Origin of the sequence: Streptomyces sp. CB02923 (assembly GCF_001905005.1) — a bacterium.
GTDB lineage: Bacteria > Actinomycetota > Actinomycetes > Streptomycetales > Streptomycetaceae > Streptomyces.
This window is the reverse complement of sequence record NZ_LWKZ01000001.1, coordinates 1,226,924-1,244,158: the sequence shown is the minus strand read 5'-3', so window position 1 is coordinate 1,244,158 and position 17,235 is coordinate 1,226,924. Positions and strand designations below refer to the sequence as shown.

Below are 17,235 nucleotides of genomic sequence, written 5' to 3'. Positions count from 1 at the left end.
GTTATGCCCACCGGGCATAACGGCAAGTGAACAGGCATTTCACGGCGGGGAAGGCGGGCCGTAGCGTGGGCGTGTGAACGAATCGCGCCACGAGTCCAGCAGCCTGCCGCCCGCACCCCCGGTCCCGGAGCCGGTACCGTCCCCCGGGCCGGTCCCGGCCTCCCCCGAGGTCCGAGCCGCCGAGCGGGACGCGGCCGCGGGCGGTCGCCTGACGTCCGTGGCGCTGGTCATCGGCGGCATCATCTCGCTGCAGTTCGGCGCCTCGGTCGCCGTGCTCCTCTTCCCGCGGGCCGGTGCGCTCGGTGTGGTCACCCTCCGGCTGGTCGTCGCCGCGCTCGTCCTGATGACCGTCTGCCGCCCGCGGATGCGCGGCCACACCCGCGGCGACTGGGCCACGGTCCTCGCCTTCGGCGTCGCCCTGGTCGCCATGAACTCGCTCTTCTACGAGGCGATCGACCGCATCCCGCTCGGCGCCGCCGTCACGCTGGAGTTCATGGGCCCGCTGGTCCTGTCGGTGGTCACCGCACGGCGGGCGCTGAGCCTGCTGTGGGCGTCGCTCGCGCTGGGCGGCGTGGCCCTGCTCGGCCGGGAGGGCTTCGACGGGCTGGACCCGCTCGGCGCCGGGCTGGCCCTGGCGGCGGGCGCCCTGTGGGCCGCGTACATCCTCCTGTCGTCCCGCGCCGGGCAGCGCTTCCCGCAGGCGGACGGGCTGGCCCTGGCGATGTCGGTGGCGGCCGTACTGAGCCTTCCGCTGGGCATCGCCATCGCGGGCACGGCCCTGCTGGACCCGGTCACGATCGGGCTGGGCGCCGCCGTCGCCCTGCTGTCCTCGGTCACGCCGTACACCCTCGAACTCCTCGCCCTGCGCAAACTCCCGGCCTCCGGCTTCGCCGTGATGATGAGCCTGGAGCCCGCCGCCGGGGCACTGGCCGGATTCCTGGTCCTCCACCAGTCACTGGGCTGGGCCGAGACGGTCGCGATCGGACTGGTGGTCCTGGCGAGCGTCGGCGCCGTACGGAGCACGAGCGGGGGCGGGAAGAGCTGACGGCTTGTCGTCAGGTGGCGGGGGACGGGGACGTGCGCAGTGTTGCCGCTGTCGCCACGAGCAGGGTCAGGGTCAGGACGGCGGCCATGAAGACCTGGCCGTGCATGCCGAGGACGAAGAGGGTCCGGCCGGCGAACTCCGGGTCGTAGGTGGCGGTGCCGGGGAACAGGAGTGCGCCGATCATGCCGAGCCAGGGGACGGCCAGGAGCGCGGCGGCGCACAGCAGCCGGCCGCGGAGGTTGCGGCCCCGCCGCAGGGCGAGGGTCAGGCCGAGGAGGCCGAGGAGCACCGTCATCAGCATGTACTGGGCGTCGTGGAACTTGGCGTGGGGTGGCCAGCCGGGGTTGAAGGCGTGCTGGGCCGCCAGGCCGGGGACGACGAGATCGGCGAGTACGGCGCTGACCGTGGTGATCACTCCGACGAGGATGATCAGGATGCGCGGGAGGGGCATGTGCATGGGCTGGCCTCTTGGGGGTCGGTGGTTTCCCGGAAGTGACGCGCTGTCGCGGAGTCGGGCGGGTGGGGGCACGGACGGGGGCACGTGGGTGAGGGGCCTCAGGGCGTCCAGGTGTAGGCGGGGGTGATGGAGCGGTTGAAGAGGGATGTGGGCAGGAGGGGGAGGGCCACGTCGCGCAGGGCGGTCAGTGGCGGGGACGTCCAGTGCGCGGGAGCGCCGGCCTGCCGGGAGCGGCGGGTGATCATCTGGGTGCGCGGTCTGCGCACGCGGTCGTATTCCTCCAGCCCCGCACGTACGCCGAGGGTGTCCGCTGCCGCGGCGAGGGTGACCGCGTCCTCAAGTGCCTGGCAGGCGCCCTGCCCCAGGTTGGGGGTCATGGCGTGCGCGGCGTCCCCGAGGACCGCGACCTGTCCGGAGACGTAGGCGGGCAGCTCCGGCAGCTCGTAGGTGTCGTGCTGCAACACCGCGTCCGCGTCTGCGGTGTTCAGGAGTGCGGGGATGGGGCCGTGCCAGTGCGCGAAGCGTTCGCGCAGCCGGACCAGGTGGATGCGGGAGCCGATCGGGGCGTTGGCCAGCAGGTAGCAGTAGACGCGGCCGTCCGGCATCGGCACATGCCCGAATCGTTCGCCCCGGCCCCACGATTCCACGCTCCCCTCGACGGGTTGGGGCGGCGCGATGAAGCGCCAGGTGGTGTAGCCGACGTAGCGCGGCCCGGGGAGATGGGGCCAGAGGGAACGCCGCGTCACGCTGTGCACGCCGTCGGCGCCCACCACGAGATCCGCGGTGGAGGTGCCGCCGCTGTGGCGGACCGTGCCGTCGGGCCGCACCTGGTGCACCGCGGTGCCGGGCCGCAGCGCCTCCGCGGGCACGGCCGCGCGCAGGAGGTCGATCAGAGCGGCCCGGTGTACGGTCACCCACTGGCCGAAGCGGCGTTTCAGGCCGTCGATGTCGTTGCGGATCAGCCAGCCCCCGTTCGCGCGGCGGATACCCGCGGGCGGATCGGACAGTCCGCCGGAGCGCAGGAGATCGCCGAGGCCCAGCGTGTCCAGCGCGCGTAAACCGTTGGGCTGGATCGACACTCCCGCACCGATCTCGGTGAACTCCGGAGCGCGTTCGAGGACCTCCACCCGCCAGCCACGCTGATGGAAAGCGGCAGCCGCGGTCAGCCCGCCGATGCCACCGCCCACAATGATCGCCTTCATCGTCCGGTCTCCTCCGTGGTTGCTGGGTGCCGGTGTGCGCCGAGTGCGTGCCGGGCGGGCGCCGGTCCTCCGCGCCCGCACCTAGAGCTACTAAGGTCACTTAGAGGCATTAAGGAAACATAGATGCCCTAGGATGTCAACGGTGCTGACGGAGCGACAAGAGGGGTGACGGGCGATGTCCGCAGGGACCAGCAGCAGGCGGGAGAGGCTGCGCCGGGCGACCCTTGAGGAGATTCACGGGGCCGCGCGCAAGCTCCTGGTCGAGCAGGGATCGGCCGCGGTGACCATCAACGCGGTCGCCAGGCAGGTGGGTATGAGCGGCCCGGCCCTGTACCACTACTACGCGGGATACGGCGAGCTGGTCGGCGCGGTGACCGCGGACTTCTTCCGCGAGTTGGCCGCCGCCATGGAGCAGGCCCGTGACGCCCACACCGGCGCGCCGGTCGGCGAGCGCATCCTCGCGGCCTGCCGGGCCATGCGCGCCTGGGCGAGCGCCCATCCCGCCGAGTTCGGCTGGATCTTCGCCAGTCCGATCACCCCGGCGAACCGGCAGCCGGACTCGGCGCGTCGCCGGGCCGGGGAGCGTTTCGAGCAGGTCCTGCTGGATCTGACGGTCGAGCTGTGGGAGACGCGGCCGTTCCCGGTGCCCGATCCGGCCGGTCTGCCCGCGTCGCTGCGCGAGCAACTGGCCGTCTATTCGGCCACCCTCGACGGGCGCCTGCCGCCCGAAGCCGCGCACGTCTTCCTGACCTGCTGGACCAGGCTGTACGGCCTGCTGTGCATGGAAGTCCTGCACCAACTGGACTTCGCCTACTCCGACCTGGAGCCCGTCTTCGAGGAGTGCCTGCGCGACGTGGCCGACACTCTCGGTCTGTACGCGTAGGGGCATCCGCGGGCATCTGCGGGCATCGGGCTCGCAGACACCCCCTTCGCCGCCGATGGACCCCGGCCCCCGCCCACCCCCTTCAGAAAATCATGCATGCGTGCTTGATTGTTTTCCTCCGCGCTGTCACGCTCGGAAACCGCACCGCATGAGTCAATGTGCCCTGCCCGCGCGGCAGATGGCCGACGAGGGGAGTGCCGCGTGTCCGACGCCGATGCCGTACTGGCGGATCTGAGGGACGAAGGGTACGCGCTCGACGTGCTCGTCGCGGGCCTGGCGCCGGAGCGGTGGGCGCTGCCGACACCGGCCGAGCGCTGGACCGTCGCCCACCAGATCGGGCACCTGGCCTGGACCGACCGGCAGGTGCTGCTGTCCGCGACGGGCCCCGGCGCCTTCCAGGAGGCGGTGCGGCGGGCCCTCGCCTCGCCCGCGACGTTCGTCGACGAAGGCGCGGAGGAGGAGGCGCGGGCGGCGCCCGCCCAGTTGCTGACGCGCTGGCGGGAGGGCCGGGCCGAGTTGCAGAACGTGCTCGCCGCGCGGCCCGCCGGGGAGAAACTGCCGTGGTACGGGCCGCCGATGAGCGTCCCCTCCGTGGCGACCGGGCGGCTGATGGAGACCTGGGCGCACGGCCAGGACATCGCCGACGCGCTCGGTGTGACGCGCGAACCGACCGTCCGGCTGCGGCACGTGGCCCGCATCGGCGTGCGGGCGCGGAACTTCGCGTACGCGGCACACGGCCTGTCCGCGCCGGAGGAGGAGTTCCGCGTCGAGCTGCGCGCCCCGGGCGGCGGCACCTGGGCGTACGGCCCGGAGGACGCGGCGCAGCGGGTGACCGGTGACGCCCTCGGCTTCTGTCTGCTGGTGACCCAGCGCGCCCACCGCGACGACGTGGACGTACGGGCCGACGGGCCGGACGCCGACCGGTGGCTGGGCATCGCCCAGGCGTTCGCCGGCCCGCCGGGCAGGGGCCGCGAGCCGGGCGGCAGCGGCGGCCGGGAGGGTGCCCGGTGACCGGCGGCGACGTGCTGCGCGTCGGCAACGCCTCCGGCTTCTACGGCGACCGCTTCGACGCCGTACGCGACATGCTCACCGGCGGCCCGCTGGACGTCCTGACCGGCGACTACCTCGCCGAGCTGACCATGCTCATCCTGGGCCGCGACCGGCTCAAGGACCCCGCACGCGGCTACGCGAAAACCTTCCTGCGGCAGCTGGAGGAGAGCCTCGGCCTGGCCGTCGAGCGCGGCGTGCGGATCGTCGCCAACGCCGGTGGCCTCAACCCCGCCGGGCTGGCCGACGCCGTACGGGAGCTGGCGGCGCGGGTCGGCGTGGCGGTGCGGGTGGCGCATGTGGAGGGTGACGACCTGCTGCCCCGGTACGGGGGGCGCGAGGGCGTGCTGACCGCCAACGCCTACCTGGGCGGCGGAGGCATCGCCGCGTGTCTCCGGGCGGGCGCCGATGTGGTCGTCACCGGCCGGGTCACGGATGCCGCGCTGGTCAGCGGCGCGGCAGCGGCCCATTTCGGCTGGGTGCCCACCGATCACGACCGGCTGGCGGGCGCGGTCGTCGCGGGCCACGTCCTGGAGTGCGGCACCCAGGCCACCGGCGGCAACTACTCCTTCTTCGCCGCCCGCGACTTCGCCGCCCACGACCTGCGCCGCCCCGGCTTCCCGCTCGCCGAGATCGCCGCCGACGGCACCTCGGTGATCACCAAACACCCCGGTACGGGCGGCGCGGTGACCACCGGTACCGTCACCGCCCAGCTCCTCTACGAGACGGCCGGAGCCCGCTACCCGGGCCCGGACGTGACCGCGCGGCTGGACACCGTACGCCTCACGCAGGACGGCCCGGACCGGGTGCGTATCGACGGCGTGCGCGGTGAGGCGCCGCCGCCGACGCTGAAGGTGGGCCTGACCCGTCTCGGCGGCTGGCGCAACGCGGTGACGTTCGTGCTGACCGGCCTCGACATCGAGGCCAAGGCCGCCCTCGTACGGACGCAGATGGAGGCGGCCTTCGACGCGGCGAAGCGCCGCCCGGCGACCGTGGACTGGACGCTGGCCCGCACCGACCACGCGGACGCCGCCGTCGAGGAGGAGGCGAGCGCCCTGCTGCGGCTGGTGGTGCGGGACGCCGACCAGGACGCGGTGGGCCGGGTGGTCAGCGGGGCGGCGGTCGAGCTGGCGCTCGGCAGCATCCCCGGGTTCCATGTGACGGCGCCGCCGGGCAAGGGCGATCCGTACGGCGTCTTCGAGGCGGAGTTCGCGGACGCGGCGGACGTGCCGCACACCGCCGTCCTCCCGGACGGCAGCCGCGTCGACGTGCCGCCGCCCACGGAGACCCGTGAGCTGACGCCGCTCGCCGAGCCCGCCCTCCCCGAACCCCTCGCCCATGACGGCAGGTTGCGCCGCGCACCCCTCGGCCTGGTGGCCGGTGCCCGCAGCGGCGACAAGGGCGGCTCGGCGAACGTCGGCGTGTGGGCCCGGACGGACGCGGCCTGGCGGTGGCTGGCGCACGAACTGACCGCCGACCGGCTGCGCGAACTGCTCCCGGAGACGGCGGAGCTGCCCGTCACCCGCCACGTCCTGCCCCGCCTGCGTTCCCTCAACTTCGTGATCGACGGCCTGCTCGGCGCGGGCGTCGCCGCGCAGGCCCGCTTCGACCCGCAGGCCAAGGCCGTGGGGGAGTGGCTGCGCGCCCGCCACCTGGACATACCGGAGGTGTTGCTGTGACCGTGCTCGGCAGCCGGCTGGACCCGACAGGGCCCGAGTACGCGGCGAACCGCGAGGCGATGCTCGCCAGGCTGGCGGAGATCGACGAGGAACACGCCAAGGCCCTCGGCGGGGGCGGCGCGAAGTACGTCGAGCGGCACCGCAAGCGCGGCAAGCTGCTCGCCCGCGAGCGCATCGAGCTGCTCCTCGACCCGGACACGCCGTTCCTGGAACTGTCGCCGCTGGCCGCCTGGGGCAGCGACTACCCGGTGGGCGCGTCCCTGGTCACCGGCATCGGCGTCATCGAGGGCGTGGAATGCCTGGTCACCGCCAATGACCCGACCGTACGCGGCGGCGCCTCCAACCCCTGGACGCTGAAGAAGGCCCTGCGCGCCAACGAGATCGCCTTCGCCAACCGGCTGCCCGTCGTGTCGCTGGTGGAGTCCGGCGGCGCGGACCTGCCCAGCCAGAAGGAGATCTTCATCCCGGGCGGCGCCCTGTTCAAGGACATCACCCGGCTCTCCGCCGCGGGCATCCCCACCGTCGCCGTGGTCTTCGGCAACTCCACCGCCGGCGGCGCGTACATCCCCGGCATGTCCGACCACGTGATCATGGTCAGGGAGCGGGCGAAGGTCTTCCTCGGCGGGCCGCCGCTGGTCAAGATGGCCACCGGCGAGGAGAGCGACGACGAGTCGCTGGGCGGCGCCGAGATGCACGCCCGCACCTCCGGCCTCGCCGACCACTTCGCCCTGGACGAGCCGGACGCGCTGCGCCGGGCCCGCCGCGTCGTCGCCCGCCTGAACTGGCAGAAGGCCCACACCGATCCGGCACCCGCCGCGCCCCCCGAGTACGACGAGGACGAACTCCTCGGCATCGTCCCCGGCGACCTCAAGGCCCCCTTCGACCCGCGCGAGGTCATCGCCCGCATCGTGGACGGCTCGGACTTCGACGAGTTCAAGCCGCTGTACGGGCCTTCGCTCACGACCGGCTGGGCCGAGCTGCACGGCTACCCGGTCGGCGTCCTCGCCAACGCGCAGGGCGTGCTGTTCAGCGCGGAGTCGCAGAAGGCCGCCCAGTTCATCCAGCTCGCCAACCAGCGCGACATCCCGCTGCTCTTCCTGCACAACACCACCGGCTACATGGTCGGCAAGGAGTACGAGCAGGGCGGCATCATCAAACACGGCGCCATGATGATCAACGCGGTCTCCAACTCCCGCGTACCGCACCTGTCCGTCCTCATGGGCGCCTCGTACGGCGCCGGGCACTACGGCATGTGCGGCCGCGCCTACGACCCGCGCTTCCTGTTCGCCTGGCCCAGCGCCAAGTCCGCCGTCATGGGCCCGCAGCAGCTCGCCGGGGTGCTGTCGATCGTCGCCCGCGCCTCCGCCGCCGCCAAGGGGCAGCCGTACGACGACGAAGCCGACGCCGGACTGCGCGCCATGGTCGAGCAGCAGATCGAGTCCGAGTCGCTGCCGATGTTCCTGTCCGGGCGCCTGTACGACGACGGCGTCATCGACCCGCGCGACACCCGAACCGTCCTCGGCCTGTGCCTGTCCGCCCTGCACACCGCCCCCGTCGAGGGCGCGCGCGGCGGCTTCGGCGTCTTCCGGATGTGAGGAACCAGTGATCTCTTCCCTCCTCGTCGCCAACCGTGGCGAGATCGCCCGCCGCGTCTTCCGCACCTGCCGGGAGCTGGGCATCGCGACGGTGGCCGTGTACTCCGACGCGGACGCCGACGCGCCGCACGTCCGCGAGGCCGACGCCGCCGTACGCCTCCCGGGCGACGCCCCCGCCGACACCTATCTGCGCGGCGACCTGATCGTGAAGGCCGCGCACGCCGCCGGAGCCGACGCCGTCCACCCCGGCTACGGCTTCCTCTCCGAGAACGCCGGATTCGCGGCGGCCGTCACCGACGCGGGCCTGACCTGGGTCGGACCGCCGCCCGCCGCCATCGAGTCGATGGCCTCCAAGACGCGCGCCAAGGAACTGATGGCGGCGGCCGGGGTACCGCTGCTCGCCCCCGTCGACCCCGGCCGGGCCACCGACGCCGACCTGCCCCTGCTGGTGAAGGCGGCGGCGGGCGGCGGCGGGCGCGGGATGCGCGTCGTACGGAAACTGGCCGACCTGCCGGGCGAGCTGGCGGCGGCGCGGGCCGAGGCCGCCGCGGCCTTCGGCGACGGCGAGGTCTTCGCCGAGCCGTACGTCGTCGGCGGCCGGCACGTCGAGGTCCAGGTCCTCGCCGACGCGCACGGCACCGTATGGACGCTCGGCACCCGCGACTGCTCCCTCCAGCGCCGCCACCAGAAGGTCATCGAGGAAGCCCCCGCACCCGGCCTCTCCGACGAACTGCGCGCCACCCTGCACACGGCGGCCGCCGACGCCACCCGCACCATCGGCTACCGCGGCGCGGGCACCGTCGAATTCCTCGTCTCGGCCACCGGCCACGCCCACTTCCTGGAGATGAACACCCGCCTCCAGGTCGAGCACCCCGTCACCGAGGCCGTGTACGGCGTCGACCTCGTCGCCCTCCAACTGCGGGTCGCCGAGGGCGAACCCCTGCCGGACGGGCCACCCGCACCGCGCGGCCACGCCGTGGAGGCCCGGCTGTACGCGGAGGACCCGGCGGCGGACTGGCAGCCGCAGACCGGCACCCTGCACCACCTCTCCGTACCCGACGGCGTCCGCCTCGACTCCGGCGTGGCCGACGGCTCCGTCATCGGCGTCCACTACGACCCGATGCTCGCCAAGGTCATCGCCTGGGCGCCGGGCCGCGCCGAAGCCGTACGCAAACTGGCGGGCGCCCTGGAACGGGCCCGCGTACACGGCCCGGTCACCAACCGCGACCTGCTCGTACGGTCCCTGCGCCACCCCGAGTTCGCCACCGCCACCGGCCTGGACACCGGCTTCTACGACCGCCACCTCGACGCACTCACGGCGGCCCCCGACGACCCGGCCACCGCCCTGTGCGCGCTGGCCGCCGCCCTCGCCGACACCCACGGCCGGTCCCGCTTCGGCGGCTTCCGCAACGTACCGTCGCAGCCGCAGAGCAAGACGTACGCCTGCGGCGGCGCCGAGCGTGAGATCCGCTACCGCCTCGGCCGCGACGGCCTGCACGCCGAGGACTTCCCCGGCGTACGGCTGCTGGCGGCCTCGCCCGGCCATGCCGTCCTCGAAATCGACGGCGTACGCCGCGAGTTCACCGTCACCCGCCACGGCGACCGGATCTTCGTCGACTCCGCCGCCGGCTCCCGCACCCTCACCGCCCTGCCCCGCTTCCCCGACCCCAGCGCCCGCACGGAACCCGGCTCGCTGCTCGCCCCCATGCCCGGCACGGTCGTCCGGGTGGCCGACGGCCTGGCCGAGGGCGACCGCGTCGAAGCCGGGGCCCCGCTGCTCTGGCTGGAGGCGATGAAGATGGAACACAAGATCACCGCGCCCGCCACCGGCACGCTGACCGCCCTGCACGTCAAGGCGGGCCAGCAGGTCGAGGTCGGCACGCCGCTGGCCGTCGTCACCGGGTGAGAGACCGGCGCCGACGCCCTCCTCCCCCTGAAGGAGTCCCCGTGAGCAACCCCGTGATCGAAACCTCCGAACACCGCGCGCTGCGCGAAGCGGTCGCCGCACTCGGCAAGCGCTACGGACGCGAGTACTTCGCCCGCGTCGTCGCCGAGGGCAAGCACACCGACGACCTCTGGGCCGAAGCCGCCGAGCTGGGCTACCTCGGCGTGAACCTCCCCGAGGAGTACGGCGGCGGAGGCGGCGGCATCGCCGAACTCTCCATCGTGCTCGAAGAGCTGGGCGCGGCCGGCTGCCCCCTGCTCATGCTCGTCGTCTCACCCGCCATCTGCGGCACCGTCATCGCCCGCTTCGGCACCGAGGAACAGAAGCGCACCTGGCTGCCCGGACTCTCCGACGGCTCCCGCAAGATGGCCTTCGGCATCACCGAACCGGACGCCGGATCCAACTCGCACCGCATCACCACCACCGCCCGCCGCGACCCGGCCACCGGCGAATGGGTCCTCAACGGACGCAAGGTCTTCATATCGGGCGTGGACATCGCCGAGGCCACCCTCATCGTCGGCCGCACCGAGGACGCCCGCACCGGCAAGCTCAAGCCCTGCCTGTTCATCGTCCCCCGCGACGCCCCCGGGTTTGGACGCAGCCAGATCTCCATGGAACTGGCCGCACCGGAGAAACAGTTCGAACTGACGCTGGACGACGTACGGCTGCCCGCCGAAGCCCTGGTCGGAGACGAGGACGCCGGACTGCTCCAGCTCTTCGCCGGGCTCAACCCCGAACGCATCATGACCGCCGCGTTCGCCCTCGGCATGGGCCGCTACGCGGTGGACCGCGCCGTCGACTACGCCCGTACCCGCCAGGTCTGGAAGGAACCCATCGGCGCCCACCAGGCCGTCGCCCACCCCCTCGCCCAGGTCCACATCGAACTGGAACTCGCCCGCCTGATGATGCAGAAAGCCGCCCACCTGTACGACGCGGGCGACGACCTGGGCGCCGGCGAGGCCGCCAACATGGCCAAATACGCGGCGGCCGAAGCCGCCGTGAAAGCCGTGGACCAGGCGGTGCACACCCTCGGCGGCAACGGCCTGACCCACGAGTACGGCCTCGCCACCCTGATCACCGCGGCCCGCGTCGCCCGCATCGCACCGGTCAGCCGGGAAATGATCCTCAACTACGTCTCCCACCAGAGCCTCGGACTGCCCAAGTCGTACTGACCGGCCGCACCGGCATCGCGGTCGCCGTACTGACAACCGCACCGGCAACCGCGATGCTGCACGCACACGGACAGGAGCCCGCCCGCGACCGGGACCGGCACGGACGAGCGCCGCTGCTGAGGGGATGGCCATGGTCTTTCACAGTCAGTACGCCGATGTCGCACCCGTCGACCTGCCGATCCACGAAGCCGTACTGGGACGTTCGGCCACCGAGCACGCCGCGCTGCCCGCCCTGATCGACGGCCAGGACGGCACCACGGTCAGCTACGCCGAACTCGACGGCGCCACCCGCCGCATCGCGGCGGCCCTGGCCGACGCCGGCGTCCGCCGCGGCGACGTGCTCGCCCTGCACAGCCCCAACACCATCGTCTACCCGGCCGTCTGCTACGCCGCCTCCCGCTGCGGCGCGGCCGTCACCACCGTCCACCCGCTGTCCACCGCGGGCGAGTTCGCCCAGCAGCTGCGCGACTCCGGGGCCAACTGGATCGTCACCGTCTCCCCGCTGCTGGAGACGGCCCGCAGCGCCGCCGAACAGGTGGGCGGCATCACCGAGGTGTTCGTCTGCGACGGCGCCGTCGGGCACCGCTCCGTACGCGACATGATCACCTCCACCGCGCCCGAACCGTCCGTACCCGTCGACCCCGCCCAGGACGTCGCCGTCCTGCCGTACTCCTCCGGCACCACCGGCTCGCCCAAGGGCGTCATGCTCACCCACCGCTCCGTCGCCACCAACCTCGTCCAGCTCAACGAGCTGATCACCAGCGGCCCCGGCGACCGCGTCCTGGCCGTCCTGCCCTTCTTCCACATCTACGGCCTGACCGCCCTGATGAACGCCCCGCTGCGCAACGGCTCCACCGTCGTCGTGCTGCCCCGCTTCGACCTCGAACACTTCCTGCGCACCATCGAGAAGTACCGGGTCAACGCCGTCTACGTGGCCCCGCCCATCGTCCTGGCCCTCGCCAAGCACCCGGCCGTCGCCCAGTACGACCTGTCCTCGCTCGACTACGTCGTCAGCGCCGCGGCCCCGCTCGACGCCCGGCTCGCCGACGCCTGCGCCCGCCGCCTCGGCATCCCGCACGTCATGCAGGCGTACGGCATGACCGAACTCTCGCCCGGCACCCACGCCGTCCCCCGCGGCGCCGTGCACCCGCCGCCCGGCACGGTCGGCAAACTCCTGCCCGGCACCGAGATGCGCATCCGCTGCACGGACGCCGACAAGGACCTCGGCACCGGCGAGAGCGGCGAGATCCTCATCCGTGGCCCGCAGGTCATGAAGGGCTACCTCGGACGGCCCGCGGAGACCGACGCGCTGATCGACAGCGACGGCTGGCTGCACACCGGCGACATCGGACAGGTGGACGCCGACGGCTGGCTGTACGTCGTGGACCGCGTCAAAGAACTGATCAAATACAAGGGCTACCAGGTCGCACCGGCCGACCTCGAAGCGGTGCTGCTCACCCACGAGGGCATCGCGGACGCCGCGGTGATCGGCGTCACCGACGCGGACGGCAACGAGATACCCAAGGCGTACGTCGTACGGCAGCACGGCGACCAGGGGGCCCGGCTCACCGAGGACGACGTCCTCGCGTACGTTGCCGGGCAGGTCGCCTCGTACAAGAAAGTACGGCGGGTGGAGTTCACGGACGCCGTGCCACGCGCCGCCACCGGCAAGATCCTGCGACGCGAACTGCGCGCCAGGGAAAGGAGTTCCACGGCCTCATGACCGACGCCACACCGGACGCCACGCCCCAGGCCGCACCCGGCACCACACCGGACGCCACGCCCGATGCCGCACCGCTGGTACGGCACGCCCACGACCGGGGCGTGACCGTCCTGACCCTCGACTCCCCGCACAACCGCAACGCCCTCTCCCGGCGCCTGGTCGGCGAACTCCACGCGGCGCTGGAGGCCGCCGCCGGGTCCGCCGACACGCGCGCCGTGCTGCTCACACACACCGGGACGACGTTCTGCGCGGGCGCGGACCTGGCGGAGGCCACCGGAGCCGCGGACGGGGAAGCGGCGGCCGTCTCCGGCCCCCTCGGCCTCGCCCGCCTCCTCCGCGCCGTCATCGAACTCCCCAAGCCCGTCGTCGCCGAGGTCACCGGCCACGTACGGGCCGGCGGCCTCGGCCTCCTCGGCGCCTGCGACCTGTCCGTGGCGGGCCCCGACGCCACCTTCGCCTTCACCGAGGCCCGCCTCGGCCTCGCCCCCGCCGTCATCTCCATGCCGCTGCTGCCCCGCATGGACCCGCGGGCCGCCGCCCGCTACTACCTCACCGGCGAGCGCTTCGGCGCCGCCGAAGCGGCCCGGACCGGCCTGGTGACCCTCGCCGCCGACGACACCGGAACCGCCCTCGCACCACTCCTCGCCGGCCTCCGCAAGGGCTCCCCCCAGGGCCTCGCGGCCTCCAAGGCCCTGGTCACCGCCGAGGTCCTGCGCACCTTCGACCGCGACACCGCCGCCCTCGCCGACACCTCCGCCCGGCTCTTCGCCTCCGAGGAGGCCCGGGAGGGCATGACCGCCTTCTTCCAGCGCAGGGAACCGTCATGGGTACGGTGACCCCCGCGCGCAGCCCCAAGGAACCCCAGCAGGAACGCAGCCGCGCCACCCGCCGCGCCCTCCTGGAGGCAGCCGTCTCCTGCCTCGCCGAACGCGGCTGGAGCGGCAGCACGGTCTCCGTCGTCGCGGAACGCGCGGGCGTCTCGCGGGGGGCCGCCCAGCACCACTTCCGCACCCGCGAGGACCTGTTCACGGCGGCCGTCGAACACGTCGCGGAAAAACGCCAGGGCGCGCTCCAGGCCGTCGCCCAGGACCTGCCGCCCACCGGCTCCGCCGCCCGCACCCGCATCGTCGTCGAGGAGATCGTCAACCTCTACACGGGCCCCCTCTTCCGCGCCGCCCTGCACCTGTGGGTCGCCGCCTCCGACGAGGAACAGCTCCGCGACCGCGTCACCGCCCTGGAGGCCCGCGTCGGCCGCGAGGCGCACCGTACGGCGGTCGGCCTCCTCGGCGCCGACGAGTCCGTGCCCGGCGTCCGCGAAACCGTGCAGGGCCTCCTCGACATGTCCCGGGGCCTCGGCCTCGCCACCCTCCTCACCGACGACAAACCCCGCCGCGACCGCGTGGTGACGCAGTGGGCGCGCATCCTGGACACGGTGCTGAACGGGGACTGACGGGCCTCAGGAGGGCTGCTCGTCGGCAGCGGAAGGCTCGGCGGGGGACCCGGCGGCGTACGCGTCCAGGCGGCGGGACAGCGCCTGTACGAGACCGCGCAGCTCCGCGGGGCGCTCGATGACGAACGGCCGGTCCAGCGCGGCCAGTACGGGCGGAATCCAGTCCAGCCGCTCGGCCCGGATACGGACGTGCACCCAGTCCGGCCCGTCCTCGGACAGGGCGGCGATCCCGGCCGGGAGATGGCCGCGAAGGTGCTCGACGCTGCCGCGGACGCGCAACGACACGTCATGGGTCCACGGCGTACGGGCGAGATGGTCGAGGACGGTCGCCGCCGGATCGAAACCGTCCGGGACATCGAACGAACCGGACAGCGGGCGGACCGAGGCCATCCGGTCCAGCCGGAAGATCCGCATCTCCCCGTCGTCCCGGCGGGCACCGGTCAGGTACCACCGTCCGGAGTGCCCCACGAGCCCGTACGGCAGGACCGTACGGGCACTGTCGCTCCCTTTGCGGTCGGTGTACGCGAACGCCACCGGCCGCCGCCGTCGCACCGCCTCGGCGAGTTCGAGCAGCGCCGCCGCCTCCGGAGGGGTGGCGGGACGGGGCCGGTCGGTGAAGTCGGCCGTCTCCAGCAGCGCTTCGAGCCGCCGCCGCAGCGCCACCGGCAGCACCCGCCGCACCTTCGCCGCGGCGCTCTCACCGGCCGCCGCCGAGGCGGCGCCCGGCCCGCCGCGCTGCCCCGAGAGCAGGCCGAGCAGCACGGCCAGGGCCTCCTCGTCGGTGAGCATCAGCGGGGGCATCCGGTAGCCGGGAGCGAGCCGGTAGCCGCCGTGGCGCCCCCGCACCGCGTCGACGGGGATGTCCAGGTCCAGCAGGTGACCGACATAGCGGCGGACGGTGCGCTCGTCGACACCCAGGCGGACGGCCAGCTCGGGAACGGTGCGGATGCCGCCGCCCTGAAGGATCTCCAGCAGCGCGAGCACGCGGGCGGTGGTCGATGTGGTCACCCGGAAAGTCTCCCGCATATACCGGGCGGAACCTGTCCGGTATTGGTCCTAGCGTGGGAGACGCCCGCCGACGCCCGTCGGTCCGGGCCCCTCCCTCAGCAGGAAAGCCGAGCCATGAACTTCGTCTCCATCCGCGTGATCACCGATGACGTCGCCCGCCTCGTCGAGTTCTACGAGCGCCTCACCGGCGTACGGGCCGAGTGGGCGACCCCGGAATTCGCCGAGCTGGTCTCGCCCTCCTGCACGCTGGCCGTCGCCGGCAGCCGCACGGTGGCCCTGTTCGGCGAAGGCACCGCACGGGCCGCCGCCAACCACACGGTGATCACCGAATTCCGCGTCGCCGACGTCGACGCGGAACACCGGCGCCTGGCGTCCCTCGGCTGCGAGTTCGTCCAGGAGCCGACGACCATGCCGTGGGGCAACCGCTCCCTGCTCCTCCGGGACCCCGACGGCAACCTGGTCAACCTCTTCACGCCGGTCACCGCGGACGCCGTACGGCGCCAGGAGCGCACGGCCCGCTAAGCAGGCAGCGTGGGCTCGCCAGGCGGGCAGCGTGGGCCCGCTAAGCAGACAGCCGTGGGCCCGCTAAGCGGGCAGCGTGAAGCCCTCCACCGCCTCCGGACCCCGCGGCCCCGGACCCACGTACTTGGCCGACGGCCGCACCAGGCGGCCCGTGCGCTTCTGCTCCAGGATGTGCGCACTCCAGCCCGCCGTACGGGCACAGGTGAACATCGACGTGAACATGTGCGCCGGGACCTCCGCGAAGTCCAGGACGATCGCCGCCCAGAACTCCACATTCGTGGCCAGGACCCGGTCCGGACGCCGGTTGTGCAGCTCCTCCAGAGCCGCCTTCTCCAGCGCCTCCGCCACCTCGAAACGCGGCGCGCCCAGCTCACGGGCCGTGCGCCGCAGCACCCGGGCCCGCGGGTCCTCGGCCCGGTACACCCGGTGGCCGAAGCCCATCAGCCGCTCGCCGCGGTCCAGCGCCTGCTTCACGTACGCCGTCGCGTCACCCGTCCGCTCGATCTCCTCGATCATGCCGAGCACCCGGGACGGCGCCCCGCCGTGCAGCGGCCCGGACATCGCGCCGACCGCGCCGGACAGCGCGGCCGCCACGTCGGCGCCGGTCGAGGCGATCACCCGCGCCGTGAACGTGGACGCGTTCATGCCGTGCTCGGCCGCCGAGGTCCAGTACGCGTCGACCGCCGCGACGTGCTTGGGGTCCGGCTCGCCGCGCCACCGCTTCATGAAGCGCTCGACGATCGTGCCGGCCTTGTCGATCTCCTTCTGCGGCACCATCGGCAGGCCCTGCCCGCGCGCCGACTGCGCGACGTACGACAGCGCCATGACCGCCGCCCGCGCCAGCTCGTCCCGGGCCGTCTCCACGTCGGTGTCCAGCAGCGGTTTCAGGCCCCACACCGGCGCGAGCATGGCCAGCGCGGACTGCACGTCCACCCGGATGTCACCGGAATGGACCGGGATCGGGAACGGCTCGGCCGGCGGCAGCCCTGGGTTGAACGACCCGTCGACCAGCAGCCCCCACACGTTCCCGAAGGAGACCTTGCCGACCAGGTCCTCGATGTCGACACCGCGGTACCGCAGCGCGCCGCCTTCCTTGTCCGGTTCGGCGATCTCCGTCTCGAACGCGACGACTCCTTCGAGTCCGGGTACGAAGTCGGACATCAGGCGGCTCCTCAAGATGTGGACGACATGCGGCTCATGACCAAGATGCCGTGCGTGCAGGATCTGTCAGGTCGGGCTGGTCGGGTCGGGCGGTGCGGCCGACGCCGTCCGGAGTCCGGCACGGCGGCCGGGCGGCGGACGGCTCCGGTGGACCGCCGGGTCCGCTGGCCGCGCAGGGCATCGGACGGCTGGTCCGGGCGCCGGTCCGGTTACGCGGCCGTCCAGCGGCTCGCGGTCCGTACCGGTCACTCCCGTCATGCCCCGCGCGGGCGTTGGTCACCCGACCGGCACCCGTGGCTTCCCGCCCGGAGCACATCACTTCGATCACTTCAGGGCGGACACGATA

General features: G+C 73.2%; 15 protein-coding genes. 11 read left to right on the top strand and 4 right to left on the bottom strand.

Annotation, left to right across the window (positions count from 1 at the left end; all coding sequences use genetic code 11):
• Positions 1–73: 73 nt before the first annotated feature.
• On the top strand, positions 74–1,045 hold the full coding sequence (locus tag A6A06_RS05310) for an EamA family transporter (protein ID WP_079193783.1): 972 nt from the start codon (positions 74–76) through the stop codon (positions 1,043–1,045).
• A 10-nt stretch (positions 1,046–1,055) separates the two neighbouring features.
• Here A6A06_RS05310 and A6A06_RS05305 read toward each other — a convergent pair whose 3' ends face one another.
• Together A6A06_RS05305 and A6A06_RS05300 are read right to left on the bottom strand one after the other, a co-directional pair.
• Complete coding sequence (locus tag A6A06_RS05305) at positions 1,056–1,502, bottom strand: DUF6640 family protein (protein WP_199930680.1); 447 nt, start codon at positions 1,500–1,502, stop codon at positions 1,056–1,058.
• A gap of 98 nt (positions 1,503–1,600) precedes the next feature.
• The gene (locus A6A06_RS05300) at positions 1,601–2,704 is read right to left on the bottom strand and encodes an FAD-dependent monooxygenase (protein WP_073759254.1); all 1,104 of its coding nucleotides are present in this window, start codon (positions 2,702–2,704) and stop codon (positions 1,601–1,603) included.
• A gap of 175 nt (positions 2,705–2,879) precedes the next feature.
• On the opposite strand from A6A06_RS05300, the gene A6A06_RS05295 reads away from it, so the two are divergent.
• The 9 genes from A6A06_RS05295 to A6A06_RS05255 all read left to right on the top strand — a co-directional run bounded on the left by A6A06_RS05295 (position 2,880) and on the right by A6A06_RS05255 (position 14,198).
• A complete protein-coding gene (locus A6A06_RS05295; protein ID WP_073759253.1) occupies positions 2,880–3,587 on the top strand; it encodes a TetR/AcrR family transcriptional regulator in 708 nt (235 codons plus the stop codon).
• Positions 3,588–3,788: 201 nt separating this feature from the next.
• Positions 3,789–4,598 carry a TIGR03084 family metal-binding protein gene (locus tag A6A06_RS05290; protein ID WP_073759252.1) on the top strand — a complete coding sequence of 270 codons (810 nt, stop codon included), beginning with the start codon at positions 3,789–3,791 and terminating at the stop codon, positions 4,596–4,598.
• A complete protein-coding gene (locus A6A06_RS05285; RefSeq protein WP_073759251.1) occupies positions 4,595–6,313 on the top strand; it encodes an acyclic terpene utilization AtuA family protein in 1,719 nt (572 codons plus the stop codon). The genes A6A06_RS05290 and A6A06_RS05285 overlap by 4 nt, the downstream gene beginning before the upstream one ends.
• Entirely contained in the window at positions 6,310–7,908 is a 1,599-nt protein-coding gene (locus A6A06_RS05280; protein ID WP_073759250.1) for an acyl-CoA carboxylase subunit beta, read from the top strand. The genes A6A06_RS05285 and A6A06_RS05280 overlap by 4 nt, the downstream gene beginning before the upstream one ends.
• A 7-nt stretch (positions 7,909–7,915) precedes the next feature.
• The gene (locus A6A06_RS05275; protein WP_073759249.1) at positions 7,916–9,814 is read left to right on the top strand and encodes an acetyl/propionyl/methylcrotonyl-CoA carboxylase subunit alpha; all 1,899 of its coding nucleotides are present in this window, start codon (positions 7,916–7,918) and stop codon (positions 9,812–9,814) included.
• 41 nt (positions 9,815–9,855) lie between these two features.
• Complete coding sequence (locus A6A06_RS05270) at positions 9,856–11,025, top strand: acyl-CoA dehydrogenase family protein (protein ID WP_073759248.1); 1,170 nt, start codon at positions 9,856–9,858, stop codon at positions 11,023–11,025.
• A gap of 130 nt (positions 11,026–11,155) precedes the next feature.
• On the top strand, positions 11,156–12,748 hold the full coding sequence (locus A6A06_RS05265; RefSeq protein WP_073759838.1) for a 4-coumarate--CoA ligase family protein: 1,593 nt from the start codon (positions 11,156–11,158) through the stop codon (positions 12,746–12,748).
• Complete coding sequence (locus A6A06_RS05260; RefSeq protein WP_073759247.1) at positions 12,745–13,584, top strand: enoyl-CoA hydratase family protein; 840 nt, start codon at positions 12,745–12,747, stop codon at positions 13,582–13,584. The genes A6A06_RS05265 and A6A06_RS05260 overlap by 4 nt, the downstream gene beginning before the upstream one ends.
• On the top strand, positions 13,572–14,198 hold the full coding sequence (locus tag A6A06_RS05255; protein WP_073759246.1) for a TetR/AcrR family transcriptional regulator: 627 nt from the start codon (positions 13,572–13,574) through the stop codon (positions 14,196–14,198). The genes A6A06_RS05260 and A6A06_RS05255 overlap by 13 nt, the downstream gene beginning before the upstream one ends.
• Before the next feature lie 6 nt (positions 14,199–14,204).
• Here the strand turns inward: A6A06_RS05255 and A6A06_RS05250 are convergent, their stop codons facing one another.
• On the bottom strand, positions 14,205–15,206 hold the full coding sequence (locus tag A6A06_RS05250) for a helix-turn-helix transcriptional regulator (RefSeq protein ID WP_242440564.1): 1,002 nt from the start codon (positions 15,204–15,206) through the stop codon (positions 14,205–14,207).
• Between the two features lie 114 nt (positions 15,207–15,320).
• On the opposite strand from A6A06_RS05250, the gene A6A06_RS05245 reads away from it, so the two are divergent.
• Entirely contained in the window at positions 15,321–15,728 is a 408-nt protein-coding gene (locus A6A06_RS05245; protein WP_073759244.1) for a VOC family protein, read from the top strand.
• A 63-nt stretch (positions 15,729–15,791) separates the two neighbouring features.
• On the opposite strand, the gene A6A06_RS05240 is transcribed toward A6A06_RS05245, so the two are convergent.
• Positions 15,792–16,889 carry a citrate synthase 2 gene (locus A6A06_RS05240; protein WP_073759243.1) on the bottom strand — a complete coding sequence of 366 codons (1,098 nt, stop codon included), beginning with the start codon at positions 16,887–16,889 and terminating at the stop codon, positions 15,792–15,794.
• Positions 16,890–17,235: the final 346 nt, after the last annotated feature.